We start from the raw sequence: 15,973 nt of genomic DNA, 5'->3' as shown, positions 1-15,973 counted from the left end.
CCCGAGGCCGGGTGGTGCGCCGCATCGGTGGAAGCGAGCGGGTTCAGCGGATAGGGTCACGCCGTCGCTGACGTGAGAAGCTATGCGGTGGCAAACAATACGGCGTCCGGTCCGATCGCCGATCAGTTGAATCGACGTCTCGGCACCGGAGATGCGGTCGTGGTCGGGCTCGGCGCGATGATCGGGGCGGGGATCTTCGCCTCGCTCGGTCCGGCCGCGCGGGCGGCGGGGTCGGGGTTGCTGGTGGGACTGGTGGTCGCGGGGGTCATCGCCTACTGCAACGCAACGTCGTCCGCGCGGCTGGCCGCCCGCTATCCGGCGTCCGGTGGCACGTATGTCTATGGCCGTGAGCGGCTCGGCGAGTTCTGGGGTTATCTGGCCGGCTGGAGTTTCATCGCCGGAAAGAGCGCGTCCTGTGCGGCGATGGCCCTGACGGTCGGCACATACATCTGGCCGGGGCATACGCATGCGGTCGCGGTCGCGGCGGTGACAGCTCTGACGGTGGTGAACTACGGCGGAATTCAGAAGTCCGCGTGGCTGACCCGGGTGATCGTGGTGGTCGTCCTGGCGGTGCTGGCGGCGGTGGTCACGGCAGCGTTCACCAGTGGACAGGTCGATTCGGCACGGCTCGAGATCGGTGGCGACATCACTGTCACCGGCGTGCTGCAGGCAGCGGGGCTGCTGTTTTTCGCGTTCGCCGGATATGCGCGGATCGCGACACTCGGGGAAGAAGTACGGGATCCCGCGCGCACGATCCCGCGCGCTGTCCCGTTGGCGCTGGGCATCACACTGGCCGTCTACGCGACCGTCGCGGTGGCTGCCCTGCTGGTGCTGGGACCACAGCGACTCGGTACAGCTGCCGCCCCGCTGTCGGAGCTGGTTGGGGCCTCCGGTCACGGATGGCTGGCGCCGGTCGTTCGAATCGGCGCGGCGGTAGCGGCATTGGGATCGCTGCTGGCGCTGGTCCTCGGCGTCTCACGCACCACGCTCGCCATGGCACGAGATCGGCATCTGCCTGCGGTACTCGCCGCGGTGCATCCACGATTCGACATCCCGCATCGCGCCGAGATCGCAGTAGGCGTGCTGGTGGCAATCGCCGCCGCCACAACGGATCTGCGCGCCGCGATCGGTTTCTCTTCTTTCGGAGTCCTGCTCTACTACGCGATCGCCAACGCCGCCGCATGGACTCTCACCCCCGCCGAGCACCGGCCACCCCGAGCCATCCCCATTATCGGATTGATCGGCTGCCTGGCACTGGCATTCACCCTGCCGCGGGCATCCGTGCTCACCGGCACAATGGTGATCGCATTCGGTGCCGTCGTCTACGTAGTGCGCCGCACCTTCAGGACCGATCAGCCCGTGCGGCAATGAAATACAGCTATGCGTCAGTCTTCGCGGAAGCGCTCGACTCGATGCGATAGTCGTTCACTGAAGGTCTCCGCCCAGGCGACCGATTCCGACTGCTCGGCAGTGTCGATCGCGCGGCGCGCCGACTTCGAGGCAAGAGTCGCACGCCGTCGCGATACGCCCGATCTGGACTGCATCGCCGCCAGCCGTACCACCCATGAGGCATAAGCCTGCACACTCATCCCCGCACACTCGGCCGCGTCCTCGAGGACGAGCCACTCGTACTCGTCGACAGTGACCACAATGTCCCTGGTTGCCATAGCAGCCAACCGTAGTCCTGAATGCCGATCAATGTTGCGCTGATCAGCTGTTTTTCCGAAAAGTGAGAATCGCGAAACGAATCCCCCGGCCTGTCACAGCGGTAATTCGGGATTGCGGGACTCGCCGATTGCCTTGTACCGTTGGATTGTCCCAGACAGTATTACGCTCAAGGGGATCCCGGAGACCCTGCGAGCGCTCGAGGCCTACGCCGAATCGCGTCAGTGAGAGCGAAAATGGCTGTGTGATACGGCCTTCCATGCGTAGTGTCGCATGCATGTCTTGCCGGATAAGTGAACTGGTCATCAACTGCGCCGACCCGCAGCGGCTGGCCGACTTCTGGTGCGAAGTCCTCGGTTATGTCGAACTCGGCTGGGAGCACGACGCTTTGGAGATCGGGCCGCCCGAGGTCGGCTTCGGCGGTCCGCAGCCCACCCTGGTGTTCAGTCCCAGCACCGACCCGAAGCGCGGGACGCTGCCGCTGCACTTCGATGTGAACGCCGACGACCGCGATCAAGATGCGGAACTGGAACGGCTGCTCGCCGCCGGCGCGCGGAAAGTCGATGTCGGACAGCCCGATGACGCGTCGTGGCATGTGCTGGCCGACCCGGAAGGGAACGAATTCTGCCTGCTCCGACGCCGACTCGAACCGCTGCCCGAGAAGTAGACGATTGCGGCGAATGCCTCATTCCGCGATCTCGATGACGAACACCGAGTTCCCGTCAGGATCGGTGAACCGCGCCTTACGGCCGGCCGAATTCATCGGTCGGCGTGCACATGGGAGCGCAACCCTTCGAGGAGAATCCCCAGTTCGTGACCGCTGAGCTCGAGCAGTTCCTCGGCTGACCACGCGGGCCGGTTGCCGTGATCGAGCCGGAGGTTTGCCATTCGACACGGCGGGTGTCAACCCACAGCAACAAGGGGCAGCCGATCGATAGCCCTCGGTGTGCTTCAGTTTCTAGGGTTAGGTCGGCATAACTACCGTTTTGTCCTAAATGAGCGTTTCGACCGAATGCACCACTCACGATGAAGGGGTTCGAATGAGAAGGTCGTCGAGCGTCACCGCGCAGATTGCCGCCGTTGCCATTTCCGGCTTCGGCCTCGCGGCCATTGCGGGAGCGGGGACCGCGCAAGCCGCACCGCAGGACTGTGCCGTCAGCAAGGGGCTGTTCGACGCCTCGGCCGTCTGCCAACCCGACGGTGGCAGCAACTATGTCCTGCATCTCGACTGCGTCGGGTTCTACGCCAGTGGGCCGTTCCCGCTCTACTCCATCGGGCAGTACAAGGTCCTGAGCTACCCGTTCACACCCTCGGGTCAGCGCACGACGGCGGCGTGCACCGGGATGGGTCCCGGCGTCGTCGCCATCGCCACCAACGCCTTCGTGGAGATCTATAACCCGTAGTGAGGTTGGCAGCACGGGCCGCTCGGATCTCTGCCATGGCTGAGATCCGAGCGGCACCGCCGATGTCTTCCGCATTGTTCAACGAGCGGTGAAACGACCGCCGGTGTCGAGGTTCATCTCGCCGCGGGTCAGGGTGCGGGCGAAGTCGCCGGCGAGAAAGGCATGCGGGTAATCGAGTTCGATCGCACTGGCTTCGTCGAGGCGGGACAGCTGCGCGGCAGTGAGGTCGATTTCCAAGGCGCCGAGATTATCTTCCAGTTGCGCCGGTGTGCGGGCGCCGATGATCGGCGCCGTCACGCCCGGTCGCTGCAAGGCCCACGCCAGGCCGACTCGAGCGGGTGTGTGGCCCAGCTCTTCGGCGACCTCGGTCACGACGTCGACGATGGCGAAGTTGCGTTCGGAGAGCGTGCCATTGGCGATGGTGAGGCTCTTGCGTGTGCCGTCGCCGGATGCGGCGTTCGTCGTGGTCAGGTCGGCGCGGCTGTATTTGCCGGTGAGCACTCCACCTGCCAGCGGCGAATACGGGAGCACGCCCAACCCCAACTCGCGGGCCATGGGGATGAGATCCCGTTCTCCGGTGCGCTCGATCAGGCTGTATTCGATCTGCAGCGCGACCAGCGGCGACCAGCCGCGCAGGTCCGCGATCGTCTGCATGCGCGATACCTGCCAGGCCGGGGTGTTGGAGATCGCCACGTACAGAACCTTGCCCTGCCGGACCAGATCATCCATGCCGCGCAGGATCTCCTCGACCGGCGTCGTGAAATCCCACACGTGCAGGTAGAGCAGATCGATGTAGTCCGTATTCAGTTGCCGCAGACTGTTTTCCACCGAGGCGAACAGGTTCTTGCGCTGCGGACCGCCGGAATTCGGATCGCCAGGCCTGCGCAGTGTTGTGTATTTCGTTGCCAGCACCAGGCTTTCACGATTATCTCGGGTGAACTCCCCGAGCAGGCGCTCGGAGGTGCCGTCGGTGTAGGTACCGGCGGTGTCGATGAAGTTGCCGCCGCGTTCGACATAGACGTCGAACAGCTTGCGCGCCTCGTCGGGCTCGGCGCCCCAGCCCCATTCGGTGCCGAACGTCGCCGCGCCCAGCGCCAGCGGCGAAACCCGCAGCCCGGAGCGGCCCAGCAGCCGGTAGGTATCGAGGGTGAGCGACATCGTTTCCTCCTGTGGACGTGATCGATTGCCGGAAACGAGTCTGCGATCGCCGCGCGCCGCGGATAAGGGAAAGAACTTCCTGGGAAGCCCGGTCCTACCCTCGCGGTTGGATCGAACATGACCCGCACCGTGGACACGACACAGGAGCTGGCCGCCTTCCTGCGAACCCGGCGTGAACGGCTGGATCCGGACGATTTCGGCCTGCCCGCACGCCGGCAAGCCCGCCGGACCCCCGGATTGCGCCGCGAGGAGGTCGCCGAACTGGCCGGGGTCAGCATCGACTACATCGTGCGACTGGAACAGGGCCGCGGGCTACGACCTTCCGCCGACGTGGTGGAGGCGCTGGCTCGCGCGCTACGCCTGGCACCCGACGAACGCGCCTACCTCTTCGACCTGGCCTGGCAGCGGCCCGTCGATGCCGACACTCCCGCCACCAGTGCGCCGCCGCCGCTCGCCGGGTTGGTCGCCGACCTGTCGCCGCTGCCGGCCATGCTGATGAACCACCGCTACGACATTCTGGCCTGGAACGATGAAATGGCCCGGCTACTCCCGGATTTCGACACGCTGCCACCCTCGCGGCGCAATGCGATGTGGCTGTGCCTGATCCACCCGCCGATGCGCGAGTTCTACGCCGACCGCGACCGCGTCGTCCGAGAGGGAGTCGCCCACCTGCGCACCGCATGGGCCGCACATCCCCAGGATCGGGCCCTCTCCGACCTGATCGCCGAATGTCTCACGCATGACCAGGAATTCGCGCGACTATGGTCCGAACGTGACGTCAAGGTCAACGGCCGCGGCCGCAAGGTAATGCAACACCCTGATGTCGGCGAAATCGCCGTGCATTTCGAAGTACTGATGCCGCTGCAGGATCCGGACCAGCAGTTGGTGATCTACCGCCCCGCAGACGATGCGAGCCGGTCGGCATTGGATCGATTGCGCCCATAGCGGGAGCCGCTCCCCCGCGATCCCGAACAGCGAAAACCTCACTGGCGTAGTCGCTGTCACTCTTTCCATCGCGCGCGCCCGATTGCGGCCGCCAGCGTGAGCGGTACGCCGAGCATCGCCGCCAGCGCGAACATGGTTCCGAAGCGGCCGTCGCCCGCCAGCGGCGCGACCACTGCCGTGGAGACTGCGCTGCCGCCGAACAGGGCTGCGGTGAAGAGCGCGACTACGGTTCCGCGTGCTCGCGGCAGCACCGACGTCGACCAGGTCTGCAGGGTGGAATGCATGAAAGAGTAGGCGCTACCGAGGACTACGGCCGACAGGGTCAGCGCGATTGCGGTCTGCCACAAAGCCATTACCGCGAATCCGCCGACCAGCAGTGTGCCGCCGATGGCCAGCAGCGCCCATGCGGGCAGGCGCATCGAGAGTGGCTTCACGATCCGCGTTCCGCTCAGGACGCCGATGCCGTAGGTCGCCGCCAGCGCGCCCGCTGCGGTGAGTCCCATGCCGTCGTGCTGCAGCGCGGGCGCCAGGTAGGTCGCGCCGCCGAGCAGGAGGCCACCCTCCACGAAGCCCAGCAGCAGTACGAGCAGCAACCATCGGCTGTGCAGTAGATCGCGGTAGTGGGTGCCGCCGGATTCCCGCGCCGGATCGGGCAGGCCGCGCAGGGTGAGCAGCAGTAACCCCAAGGCGATCGCGGGGATCGCGAAAACTACACGCCAACTGGAGAATTGGGCGACCACACCCGCGATCAGGGTGGCTGTCGCTGTTGCGGAGCCGGTGGCGGCCATCAGGTCCGACAGCGCTCGCTGCCGCTCGCGCGGCGCGACCGAGTCGCCGACGTAGCCGATCGAGGCCGGCACGATCGCTCCGACGAAGGCGCCGGTGAGGATGCGCAGCGCGATCAATACGGTCAAGGTCGGGGCCACCGTCGATGCCAGCCCACTCAGCCCCGCACCCACCAGTGCGATGCGCAGCACCGGCAATCGGCCCAGACGGTCGGACAGCAGCCCCCACACCACTTGCGAACCGCCATAGGCGAAGGCGTAGCCGCTCGCCGCCAATGCGACATCCGATAGCGGCGCGTGCATCGCAGCCGCAATCACCACCAGTAGCGGTGCCACCGCGAAGCGGTCGACATTCGCGAAATAGGAGGCTGCGAGCAGCGCCTGCGGCGGCGACGTGGGGGCTTGAAGTGTTCGGGTGATCGTCACCGTCCCACTCTCGGTTCCCAGCGGGAGGATCAGCCAGGCCACCGATCATCCTGGTAAATCCACCACCAGGCACGACGGTTGACATCGAATGCCCTGCTACGGTTGGTCGGCCATGACTCTCGAGCACGACCGGCGCCGCACCCTGGGCGCCTTTGTACGATCCCGCCGCGAGCGGCTCGATCCGGCATCCTTCCTGCTGCCGGGTTCACCGCGCCGTCGCACGCCGGGGTTGCGCCGGGAAGAAGTCGCGCAACTGTCCGGAGTCAGCCTGTCCTGGTACACCTGGCTCGAGCAGGGCCGCGACATCAACGTCTCACGGCAAGTGCTCGAAGCGCTGGCCCGCACCCTGCGACTGGACCAGCTCGAGCACCGGCATCTATTACGCCTCGCAGGTTCCCCGAGCGAAGCTCCCATCTCCGATCCTCCGGTGGTGAGCGCACGCCTGCGCGCGGTACTGGACGCATTCGACCCCTCCCCCGCGAGCCTGCGCGATTGCCACGGCGACATCCTCGCCCGCAATCGCGCCGAACGCGCCCTCTTCGACACCGGCGACGCCCACGCCAACACCCTCGAACTCTATTTCGCCTGGCAACCCATCCGAACCATGCTGCAGGACTGGGAAACCCACGCCCGCCGCATCCTCGCCGAATTCCGTGCCGAAGCCGACCGCCACCCCGGCGACCACCGATTCACCGAAATCGTCGACGCCCTCCGCCCCTTCGAACCCTTCGGCACGTGGTGGGACCGCCACGACATCGCCGGCTTCACCCCCACGCTGCGCATCCTGCACCATCCGACAGCAGGCCCCCTGACCTTGGAACAGTCCAAACTCATCGCGGCCGACGACCCCAGCCTCCACTTCCTCGTACGCACCGCCGCCGACCCCGAAACCGCGGACCGCCTCACCGCCCTGGTCGCGAACGCCCAGTACCGGATCAGACGTCGGCGGGGGCCGGGATGAAGAGGGCTTCGAAGGGTGAGGACCCCAATGCGAGGGTGCTGTGGCCGAGGCCTTCGGTGTCGGAGACCAGCAGTAGATCTCCTGGACCGAAGACTCGTTTCTCCCCTGCGGTGGTGGTCACCTCGATCGTTCCACGGATCATCACCACCCACTGGCGGGCCGGGGCCGGGTGCGGCGTGCTGTCGAATTCGCCGCTGCGGACGAATACTGTTTGGGCGGAAGGTAATTCACCGGTTGCCATGGGGGCCATGCCGACTGCTACGGGGCGGACCGTGAGGGAGGCGCTGTCGTCGGCGAACTTCGAACCGCCGTCGGGCATTGTCTCGATCCTGGTGTAGCGCAGGATGTTTGGCTCGTTCATGGTTTCAACTTTGACGCCCGAGATTCCGGGCGGCGATTCCCTGCGAGGAATGACTTCGGTCAATGGTGTCGTTGCGCCGGGCAGTGGCGAATCGAGGAAGTTGCGCGCTAGGACTGCGCGAGCTCTTGGAGGTCTCGGTTGAGGTGGGTGCGATGGGAGAGGTGGAGCATGTGGGAGGCATTTTTGTAGACGAAGAGTTTGCTGTCGGGGATCAGGTTGGCGGAGTGTTGTCCACAGGTTTGGAGAGGGGCGAAGGCGTCGTGGTCGCCGTGGAGGATCAGCGTCGGGACGGTGATCCGGGTCGCCTCGGTGCGGAAGTCGGCTGCGAGGTTGATTCGGCTGCATTCGATTGCGGCATGGAGGGATACACGCATCCAGTCGCGGATGGTTGCCTCCTTCTCGAGTTGGGGGATGGGGCCGTCGCCGAAGGAGAGGGCGGCGTTGTCGGTGACCCATTGGGCGTAGTCGGTGCGGAATTGGTTCAGGAGGCCGGTCACGATCTCGGGGGTGGCGTTGAGATGGGGAGCCGTGGCGCCGACGAGGGCTATGCGACCGATGCGTTCGCTACCGTGGCGGGTCAGGTAGCGGATTACTTCGCCGCCGCCCATCGAGTGGCCGACCAGGGTGACGCCGGTCAGGTCGAGGCGGGTCAGGAGTGCGGCGAGATCGTCTGCGAGGGTGTCGAATTCGTAGCCGGCGCCGGGGTCGTCGGATCGGCCGTGGCCGCGGCGATCGTAGGCGATGGCGCGGTGGCCGTGTTCGGTCAGGTGCAGCATCTGGTGTTGCCACATATCGCTGGACATCAGCATGCTGTGCACGAAGACGACGGGGGTGCCGGTGCCGTAGTCGCGGTAGAAGAGTTCGGTTCCGTCGGGCGTGGAGAAGTACGGCATTGGGATTTCCTGATTCTGGGGAAGGGGTGTGGTTACTGGGCGTCGAGCGGCTGGACTGTGAGCTGGTAGTCCTCGCGGATCTTGTCCTCGGCGTCGAGGAGCAGGAATATGCGTGCGGCCCAGGCAATTTCGCCGGTCTCGACACCGATCAGCTGAATGGTGAAGGTGAGGAGGTCGTCGTGGCGGTGGGCGTCGGCGGCATTGGCTGCGCGGTAGCGGCCGTCGGCGACGAATGCGTTGTACGCCTCGGCAACTCGGGTGTCGAGCTCGTCGTGGCCGGTGAATCGTGCGCCCTCGACGTATTCCACGCCGTCGGCGGTCCACAGCTCCGCGATGGCCCGGCGGCGCAGTTCGGCGTCCGGCTCGTTCCAGAGCGCGGTGTAGCGGTCGACGAGGGTGAGGTCGAGGGATGTGGCGGTGGTCGTCATGGCGGTGATGTCCTTCCGTGGGCCCCGGGTGGGCCGCTGGAATTACGATCGGTGCTGCCATGGCGGGACGGTCAAGCCGGATCCTCGGGCAAACTCTCCCCTAGCGGGAGACTCCACAATGGACGTCATGATCGCGTACATGTCCATCGGTGACTTCTCCCGCGCCACCCATCTGACCGTCAAGACCTTGCGGCACTATCACCAGATCGGACTGCTCGCTCCGGCCGATGTCGATCCGCATACCGGCTACCGCAGGTACGCCACCGAGCAACTGGGTGTCGCGCAGGTGGTGCGGCGGTTCCGTGATCTCGACATGCCGCTCGAGGAGATTCAGGCCGTGCTGGCCACCGCGGATCCCACTGCCCGCAACGCGCGGATCGTGGCGCATCTGGACCGGTTACAGGAACAGCTCGGGCGCACGCAGAATGCCGTCGACCAGCTGCGGGATCTGCTGACCCACAGTGGCCCGGCCGATTCGGCCGTCGAATTGCGGGCCGTGCCTGCCACTTCGGCGGCTGCGATCACCGATATCGTCGACGCCGCCGATGGCGCGGCTTGGATGCTGGGCGCGCTCGGCGAGCTGTATGCCACCTTGACCGCTCAGCAGCTCACGCCGACGGGTCCGGCGGGCGGGATCTACTCCGATGAGGTGTTCACCGACCATCGCGGCGAGTCGACGATCTTCGTCCCGTGCACCGGGGTCGTTCGATCCGTGGGCCGGGTGCACGGGATCGACATTCCCGCAGCCGAACTCGCTGTCATCACGCATTCCGGATCCCTTGCGGATGTCGACCGCACGTACGGGACCCTCGCCGCGCATGTCACTCGTCATGCGCTGGGCGTCCCCGGACCGATTCGCGAGTACTACCTGGTCAGTCAGCGCGACACTCCGGATGCCACGCAGTGGTGCACGGAGATCGGCTGGCCGATCTTCCTTACCGGCGCCACGAACGCGCACCGGGCCACGGCGTCACGCGCGGAGGTGAATTAGCCGTCAGCCAGCGTGCAGGATCCGAAAGCGATTGATGTCCGCTGGATCTCGGTCGACGACTCGGATCGGTGGCCACGCCCATTGCCAGACGCTGACGCCTGGCATGCGGGAGAACCTGATCTGTCCGCGCGTGCCTTCCACCGCGACGTGCGGCCAGGATTCGGCAATGCTCGCTCCGTCCGCACCCTGGGAACGCAGTAGATCGGCGAGAACGGCAACTGTGTCATAGCCCTCGAAGGCGACGAAAGACGGCGCTGCATCCAGCTGTTCGCGCAGCGCCTTCTCGACTCGCTCACCGAGTGCGCCGAGCCGCTCGGGTAGGTAGCGCAGGAACGGGATCGCAGCGCCGTCGTCACCCAGCAATGTCGCCCACTCGGCGAATTCCGGTTGCCCGGCCGGTGCACCGATCAGGATTTCGGTCAGGCGTCGGTCGCCGCGAACTGCCTTGACGATCGACACTGCCGGCTCCGGGCAGCCGACCAAAAGCAGCAGGGCCGTCGCGCGATTCGCGACAAGTTCGTCGCATACGGCCGCAGGGGCGAGCACGCTCATGTCGAGTTCGACGACGGTACCGCCGCGCGGACCGAGGTAGTCCCGCAGCACGCGGGCTCCGGATGCCCAGTAGACGCTCGACTGCGCTGCCACGGCGATTCGCTTGTGGCCCGCGCCCAGCAGGAAGTCCGCATAGACCCGCCAGCCGCGGGACTGCGCCGGGGCCAGGCGCGCAACCCATTCCGTCGGCTGTTCCGTCAGTGCGTCGAGAACCGCCGACGAGCAGAGGAACGGCAGTCCGAGCGCGTCGGCCCGCGCGGCGGCGGCGCGGGCGACGACGCTGTGATACTCCCCGGCCAAGGCGGCCACGCCCAGCCCAGCCAATTCATCCACGGCCGCCGCGGCCTTGCCCGGATCGGCCGCGGTATCTCGAACCACCAGCTCGAGTGGTCTGCCGAGAATCCCGCCGGCATCATTGACTTCGCGAACGCCCAGCTCGAGTCCGGCGAGCAAGTGTTGTCCGGCCTCGACCCAGCCGGGCCGGGTCAACGGCACGAGCGCGCCGATCCGGACGGACGATCCGCAAGCCTGCTCCGCTCCCGGTGCGGATGGTGGCGTATTCATGAGTCGGACTCTCCCATATGACAATTCGGCTCATCGGTGAACCAGGCGAACGGCTGCCGCCGGGCCGCACGCCTCGGCGGTTCAGCTCGCGGCGGTCGGCAAGATCATGGTGGCGCGGGCGAGGGTGTGGCCGCCGATGGTGAAGCCGAGCAGGGCTCCGCTGGATGTTGCTGTGACGCCGGATTTGTCGACGTCGAGCGCGGTGACGGTGATGTAGTAGTTGTGTACGCCCGAGCCGGCCGGTGGCGCCGCGCCGATGTAGCGGGCCGCTCCCGCGTCGTCGGCGAGTTGAAATGCCCCGGCCCCCAGCGTCTTACTGTCGGGAACGCCGGCGCCTTCGGGCAGTGACGTGGTGCCGGCGGGGATGTCGGTGACGATCCAGTGCCAGAACCCGCTGCCGGTCGGCGCCTGAGGGTCGTACATCGACACTACGAAACTCTTGGTTTGCGCGGGGAATCCGGACCAGGACAGTTGTGGCGAGATATCCTGTCCACCAGGCACTTTGAGCACCCCGGACCATTGCGCGGTGGGCAATGGCGAACCGTCGTGGACGGTTCGGCTGGTGACGGTGAACGACGGCACCTTGGGCAGGTACTGATACGGGGAGGGGCCGCCCTGCGCGGGCTGGTCGTTCCCTACGGGGACTACCGCGCGACTGGTTGCCGACGTGGCGGCGCTATCGCTGGAGTTGGTCGACGAGCAGCCGGTCATGGCGCCGAGAGCTACCACGACGCCCGCGGCGAGCGCATACGTCACGAACTTGTGAGTCATTGTCGATGCCTCCGGTGCAAGGGATTTCGTTGTCCGCTCCGAGTGAGCGGCTGTGTACGAAATGCTGCGCGGACCCCATCGACAAGTCCAACAAATAGTAAGTCTGGTCTCCATAAGTTTCATGCATACCGAGTCAGGGGCCCGGTTTCAGTAGTGCGCTCACATGGCCCGGCGTCGCCATCCAGTGGTGACAGATGGCATCGACGAAGGCCGCGGTGATCGGATCGGGTCGCACCCGGGTGTAGACGGAGAGCATGCGCTGCACCGGCGGGTCGGGGTGCCGGAGCGTGCCGTCGAAGGCGGCGGGCACACAATTGCCGGGCAGCAGGGTGACGCCGAGACCGGAGCGGGCCAGGTTCAGCGCCGAGGGAGCCTGTTCGGTGCGGACGGCGGCGCGCGGAGTGAAACCCGCACGAGCACAGGCGGAGTCGAGTATCTCGGCCAGGCCGCTGGGCTGGGTGAAGTGCACCCAGTCGTGGTCGGCCAGCTCGGCGAGGGGTGCGCTGGTGGCGGTGCCGGGCAGCGCGGCCTCGGGGGCGGCGGCGAGCACGAATTGTTCGGCGCCGATCTCGCGGACGGGACCGTCCCAGTCGGGTGGGGTCGGTCCGACCGCGACGTCGGCGCGCCCGGCATCCATGGCCGCGATGAGGTCGTTGGTGTGCCGGAATTCGACCAGTCTGACCTGGACGTCGGGGTAGGTGCGGCGCCAGGCGCGCAGCGCGGCGGGAAGTACGCCGACGCTGATCGAATACAGCGTGCCGACGTGGAGTTCGCCGGCATCGACGCCGGAGGCGCGTTGCGCGGCGCTGGCCGCGCGTTCGGCATGCGCCAGGCTGGCGCGGGCATGAGGTAGTGCGGTACGCCCGGCGGGGGTGAGCCGCACACCGCGGGGCAGGCGCTCGAGCAGCGGCCCGCCGAGCATTCGTTCGAGGGCTTGGATCTGGTGGGACAGACCCGGCTGGCTCACGTGCAGTTTGGCGGCGGCGGTGGTGAACGAGCCTTCGTCGACCACCGTGACGAAGTATTCGAGCTGGCGCAGCGACACTGACATGCACGCAGATTATAGGTTCGAGAACTTCTATCTGTTGGACATATGACTCCGGCCGTCGCAGGCTTTGGATATGAACATCGACCCGGAATTCACTCCGGCAGGGGATGGCACAACGCGCAAACTCCGAATGCTGTGCTTACACGGCTACCACGGGAGCGGCTCGATACTGCGCAGGCAGCTGGCGCCACTGACGGCCGCGATCGGTGCGAGCACCGAATCGGTGTTCGTGGACGCGCCGTCGCTGGCGCGGGGCGATTTCGGCTGGTGGCACCTCGGATTCCGGGGGTGGGAGAGCACCCGCGACTGGGCTGTCGAGTTGCTGCGGCGCGGCCCTCGATTCGACGGAGTCTTCGGGTTCAGTCAGGGCGCCGCGCTCACCGGTCTGCTCGCCGCGGTGTGCGAAAACAGTGATATCCGTATGCCGTTCGACTTCGCCATCATGGTCGGCGGCTTCACCAGCACCGAGCCGCGGCATGCGGACCTGTTCCGGCGACCGTTGACGATTCCGTCGGTGCACGTGATGGGCCGCGCGGATACGATCGTGCCCCTGCCGGATTCGCGAGTACTGGCCGATCGCTTCGTCGACCCGCTGGTGCTCGAGCATGCGGGCGGACACATCATTCCCGGCGACCGGGCCGTCACCGGCGCGATCGCGAACTTCCTGTCCGGCATCTCGCGCGCGACCGACCGTGGCCCGGTCCAGTCCGCTCAGTGAGTGGGGCGGGAAGTCGCGCGGGGGTCGTGCCAGAGGCCCAGGTCGAAGTAGAGCGTGGTCATGGAGTCCCACATGGTGGACCAAGGCTGTTTCGGCCCTTGGCATTTCCAGACGGCGACCATGCGGTCGATGCCAGGGGTGCCCTTGGGATCGTCGAGTTGGGCGACGCGCTCGACCTCGTCGAAATGGGTGCGCAGGTCGGGCTCGGCGGTGTCCAGGCCGACGTAGACGATCGTGGTCGCGGAATCCGGTGGCGGGCCGAAGAATCCGAAGCCGCGGCTCGGGCTGTAGGTGGCCGGCAGGTGGTAGCGACCGCCGAACTGCTCGACGGCGCCTGCCTGCCAATAGCCTTGGGCGACGATGGCGGAGTGCGCCTTCTCCTCCGGCGTCAGCGTGTTGTAGCCCTCGTCGACGGCCGAAACCAGGTGTGACCAGTTGGTGGTGCCGAAAACCGCGGACTGCAAGCCGAGGTCGAGGGCGTCGTGGGTCGGGGTGCGCCAGCTGTCGGGCAGCGGCAGGACGGTGAGCCCGGCGACGAATACCACCGCCGAACCCGCGGCGGCCAGCATCGTCAGCACATTCAGCCACCGATTCCGGTAGTACTGCCAGAAGGCGACGGCGCCCAGGGCGAACATGGCGGGGAAGAAGCCCGTCGGATAGTACGGCCGGCCGTGCGTGACCATGACGAACACGGTCATGAGCACCAGTGCGATCGGCAGGAAACGGTACGGGCGCAACGCTTCCTGCTTGAACGCGGCCCAGAACGCGATCAGGATCATCAGGCCACCCAGGAAGCTGGCCAGGCCGAGCCACTGCGGAATGAATCCGGCCGGGCCGAAGCCGGTGGCGTCCTGCTCGGCGCCGATGATCGAGCCCATGGCCAGCTGCGGCCAGTTGTGCTGCGACTGCCAGTAGAGGATCGGGACCAAGGACAGGGCCAGGATGCCGGTCGACACCCAGAGCGCCGGTCGACGCAGGATTTCCCGTGGGCCGCACAGGATCACGGCCAGGCCGAGGCACCCCCAGACCAGCGGGATCATCCACTTCACCTGCATATCCAGGGCCGCAACCAGTCCCGCCACAATCAGCAACCAGTCCTGCCGGGTACGCACCCAGCGGGTGAACAGCCAGGTGATCACGGCGGTGAGCGTGGCGTCGAAGGCGAAGGTGCTCAACTGAACCTGGGTCGCGATCAGGCTGGACGTCGCGTAGGTGCCCGCGGCGAGCAGCTGCGCGCGGCGGCTGCCGCGGAGTTCGTAGGCGATCAGCCCGGCCACCACGATCGCGCCGGCCGCCATCATGACGGCCGGGAACCGTAGCGCCGTCAGCGATCCCGGTGCGAGGAGGTCCGCGATCCGGGCGAACAGCGGCACCACCACGCCCTGGTCGGCGAAGGTGTAGTCGAGTCGCCGGCCGGCGGAGAGGAAGTAGAGCTCATCGCCGAAGTAGTCGTAGCGAGCCGCCGTCACCGTGAGCGCGATCGCGGCGATCGACGCGATGAGCGCGACACCACGAAATGCGAACGCGGGATGGGTCTCCGTCGTATTTTCCGGCTCAGTGCGAATCGCAATGACCGCGGTCATGAACTGCCCCCAAAACTTCCCGACAGATTCGCTCGACGCCACTTGTGCTGGTGGCGTCGGATCTGTTCGCTGTTGAACCGATTCCTCCCCGGCAGCGAACTTGATGAGCGCAAGCGCTCGCGGTCCTGCTCGGATTGCTCGATGTGAAACGATAGGTTGTATCAGAAGGGTCCGCAAATGCAATGCTGAAAGCGTCGATAGCCGTTTGCTGTAAATTCGAGATGACTGTGATGTGACCCGCCGGTTAATTGCGCCGCTATCAAATATGGATTTCAGTGGAAATGCACAGGATGAGCCCCTGAACAGGCAACTTTCAGCGAACTCGACTGATCGCACAAGCACGGAACGATTAACAAGCCACCAAAACCGGTGTCATGAAGGACTCGATGTAGCACACTCATGGCGATTACCTCGTGACCGGTTATTCCACCGCCATGAATAGGTAAAAAATCATCGAGATTATCTCGTGTCGCGGATGGACGACCAGGGTCATATATCGGTCGGCGTATCGGTCATCGATCGCAAATCGGCTTATTTGAACCATTCAAATATCAGCATCCGGCTCGACCGGCCGGGCTGGTTGCCGACCGGCTACCCGCCGTACGAACGGCAGGTGTCGCCCGCGTGCCGCTGCGGTAACGCGCCGGCGAACTTGTATTGCGGGATCGGCAGGTCACCGCTGGTCACCGCATTACCCGGCCTTCCCCCGCGTGCGCGAAAT

Annotated in this window: 17 protein-coding genes; 7 read left to right on the top strand and 10 right to left on the bottom strand. The window is 66.1% G+C overall.

Annotation, left to right across the window (positions count from 1 at the left end; genetic code table 11):
- The first annotated feature begins 87 nt into the window (after positions 1-87).
- Positions 88-1,371 carry an APC family permease gene (locus ACIP5Y_RS37140; protein WP_400357123.1) on the top strand — a complete coding sequence of 428 codons (1,284 nt, stop codon included), beginning with the start codon at positions 88-90 and terminating at the stop codon, positions 1,369-1,371.
- 14 nt (positions 1,372-1,385) lie between these two features.
- On the opposite strand, the gene ACIP5Y_RS37135 is transcribed toward ACIP5Y_RS37140, so the two are convergent.
- Positions 1,386-1,667: a hypothetical protein gene (locus tag ACIP5Y_RS37135; RefSeq protein ID WP_397012780.1), complete on the bottom strand. Its 282-nt coding sequence runs from the start codon at positions 1,665-1,667 to the stop codon at positions 1,386-1,388.
- Between the two features lie 275 nt (positions 1,668-1,942).
- Here ACIP5Y_RS37135 and ACIP5Y_RS37130 point away from each other — a divergent pair, with 275 nt between their 5' ends.
- Together ACIP5Y_RS37130 and ACIP5Y_RS37125 are read left to right on the top strand one after the other, a co-directional pair.
- Positions 1,943-2,332: a VOC family protein gene (locus tag ACIP5Y_RS37130; RefSeq protein ID WP_400357120.1), complete on the top strand. Its 390-nt coding sequence runs from the start codon at positions 1,943-1,945 to the stop codon at positions 2,330-2,332.
- A 373-nt stretch (positions 2,333-2,705) separates the two neighbouring features.
- Positions 2,706-3,068: a hypothetical protein gene (locus tag ACIP5Y_RS37125; protein ID WP_400357118.1), complete on the top strand. Its 363-nt coding sequence runs from the start codon at positions 2,706-2,708 to the stop codon at positions 3,066-3,068.
- A 78-nt stretch (positions 3,069-3,146) separates the two neighbouring features.
- On the opposite strand, the gene ACIP5Y_RS37120 is transcribed toward ACIP5Y_RS37125, so the two are convergent.
- Positions 3,147-4,226 carry an aldo/keto reductase gene (locus ACIP5Y_RS37120; RefSeq protein WP_400357116.1) on the bottom strand — a complete coding sequence of 360 codons (1,080 nt, stop codon included), beginning with the start codon at positions 4,224-4,226 and terminating at the stop codon, positions 3,147-3,149.
- A 117-nt stretch (positions 4,227-4,343) separates the two neighbouring features.
- Between ACIP5Y_RS37120 and ACIP5Y_RS37115 the strand changes: the two genes are divergently transcribed.
- On the top strand, positions 4,344-5,171 hold the full coding sequence (locus ACIP5Y_RS37115; protein ID WP_400357114.1) for a helix-turn-helix transcriptional regulator: 828 nt from the start codon (positions 4,344-4,346) through the stop codon (positions 5,169-5,171).
- Between the two features lie 56 nt (positions 5,172-5,227).
- Here ACIP5Y_RS37115 and ACIP5Y_RS37110 read toward each other — a convergent pair whose 3' ends face one another.
- Positions 5,228-6,382: an MFS transporter gene (locus ACIP5Y_RS37110; protein WP_400357112.1), complete on the bottom strand. Its 1,155-nt coding sequence runs from the start codon at positions 6,380-6,382 to the stop codon at positions 5,228-5,230.
- A 112-nt stretch (positions 6,383-6,494) separates the two neighbouring features.
- Between ACIP5Y_RS37110 and ACIP5Y_RS37105 the strand changes: the two genes are divergently transcribed.
- Positions 6,495-7,343, top strand: coding sequence for a helix-turn-helix transcriptional regulator (locus ACIP5Y_RS37105; protein WP_400357110.1), 849 nt, complete (start codon positions 6,495-6,497; stop codon positions 7,341-7,343).
- Here the strand turns inward: ACIP5Y_RS37105 and ACIP5Y_RS37100 are convergent.
- From ACIP5Y_RS37100 to ACIP5Y_RS37090, 3 genes are all read right to left on the bottom strand, one after another.
- Complete coding sequence (locus ACIP5Y_RS37100; protein WP_400357109.1) at positions 7,318-7,704, bottom strand: hypothetical protein; 387 nt, start codon at positions 7,702-7,704, stop codon at positions 7,318-7,320. The genes ACIP5Y_RS37105 and ACIP5Y_RS37100 overlap by 26 nt on opposite strands.
- Before the next feature lie 107 nt (positions 7,705-7,811).
- The gene (locus ACIP5Y_RS37095; RefSeq protein ID WP_400357107.1) at positions 7,812-8,597 is read right to left on the bottom strand and encodes an alpha/beta fold hydrolase; all 786 of its coding nucleotides are present in this window, start codon (positions 8,595-8,597) and stop codon (positions 7,812-7,814) included.
- 32 nt (positions 8,598-8,629) lie between these two features.
- Positions 8,630-9,025, bottom strand: coding sequence for a hypothetical protein (locus ACIP5Y_RS37090; RefSeq protein ID WP_400357105.1), 396 nt, complete (start codon positions 9,023-9,025; stop codon positions 8,630-8,632).
- Positions 9,026-9,152: 127 nt separating this feature from the next.
- Here ACIP5Y_RS37090 and ACIP5Y_RS37085 point away from each other — a divergent pair, with 127 nt between their 5' ends.
- On the top strand, positions 9,153-10,016 hold the full coding sequence (locus ACIP5Y_RS37085) for a MerR family transcriptional regulator (RefSeq protein ID WP_400357104.1): 864 nt from the start codon (positions 9,153-9,155) through the stop codon (positions 10,014-10,016).
- A 3-nt stretch (positions 10,017-10,019) separates the two neighbouring features.
- On the opposite strand, the gene ACIP5Y_RS37080 is transcribed toward ACIP5Y_RS37085, so the two are convergent.
- The 3 genes from ACIP5Y_RS37080 to ACIP5Y_RS37070 form a co-directional block, all read right to left on the bottom strand.
- Entirely contained in the window at positions 10,020-11,132 is a 1,113-nt protein-coding gene (locus ACIP5Y_RS37080; protein WP_400357103.1) for an ABC transporter substrate-binding protein, read from the bottom strand.
- Between the two features lie 81 nt (positions 11,133-11,213).
- On the bottom strand, positions 11,214-11,723 hold the full coding sequence (locus tag ACIP5Y_RS37075; protein WP_400358041.1) for a YbhB/YbcL family Raf kinase inhibitor-like protein: 510 nt from the start codon (positions 11,721-11,723) through the stop codon (positions 11,214-11,216).
- Between the two features lie 313 nt (positions 11,724-12,036).
- Positions 12,037-12,954: a LysR family transcriptional regulator gene (locus tag ACIP5Y_RS37070; protein WP_400357102.1), complete on the bottom strand. Its 918-nt coding sequence runs from the start codon at positions 12,952-12,954 to the stop codon at positions 12,037-12,039.
- A 70-nt stretch (positions 12,955-13,024) separates the two neighbouring features.
- Between ACIP5Y_RS37070 and ACIP5Y_RS37065 the strand changes: the two genes are divergently transcribed.
- Entirely contained in the window at positions 13,025-13,669 is a 645-nt protein-coding gene (locus ACIP5Y_RS37065) for a hypothetical protein (protein ID WP_400357100.1), read from the top strand.
- Here the strand turns inward: ACIP5Y_RS37065 and ACIP5Y_RS37060 are convergent.
- Entirely contained in the window at positions 13,663-15,252 is a 1,590-nt protein-coding gene (locus tag ACIP5Y_RS37060; RefSeq protein WP_400357099.1) for an ArnT family glycosyltransferase, read from the bottom strand. The two genes, ACIP5Y_RS37065 and ACIP5Y_RS37060, sit on opposite strands and share 7 nt — an antisense overlap.
- Positions 15,253-15,973: the final 721 nt, after the last annotated feature.

Source organism: Nocardia sp. NPDC088792 (genome assembly GCF_044750615.1).
Classification (GTDB): domain Bacteria; phylum Actinomycetota; class Actinomycetes; order Mycobacteriales; family Mycobacteriaceae; genus Nocardia.
Note: the sequence above shows the minus strand (reverse complement) of the source record. Positions and strands in the feature narration are given on the sequence as shown.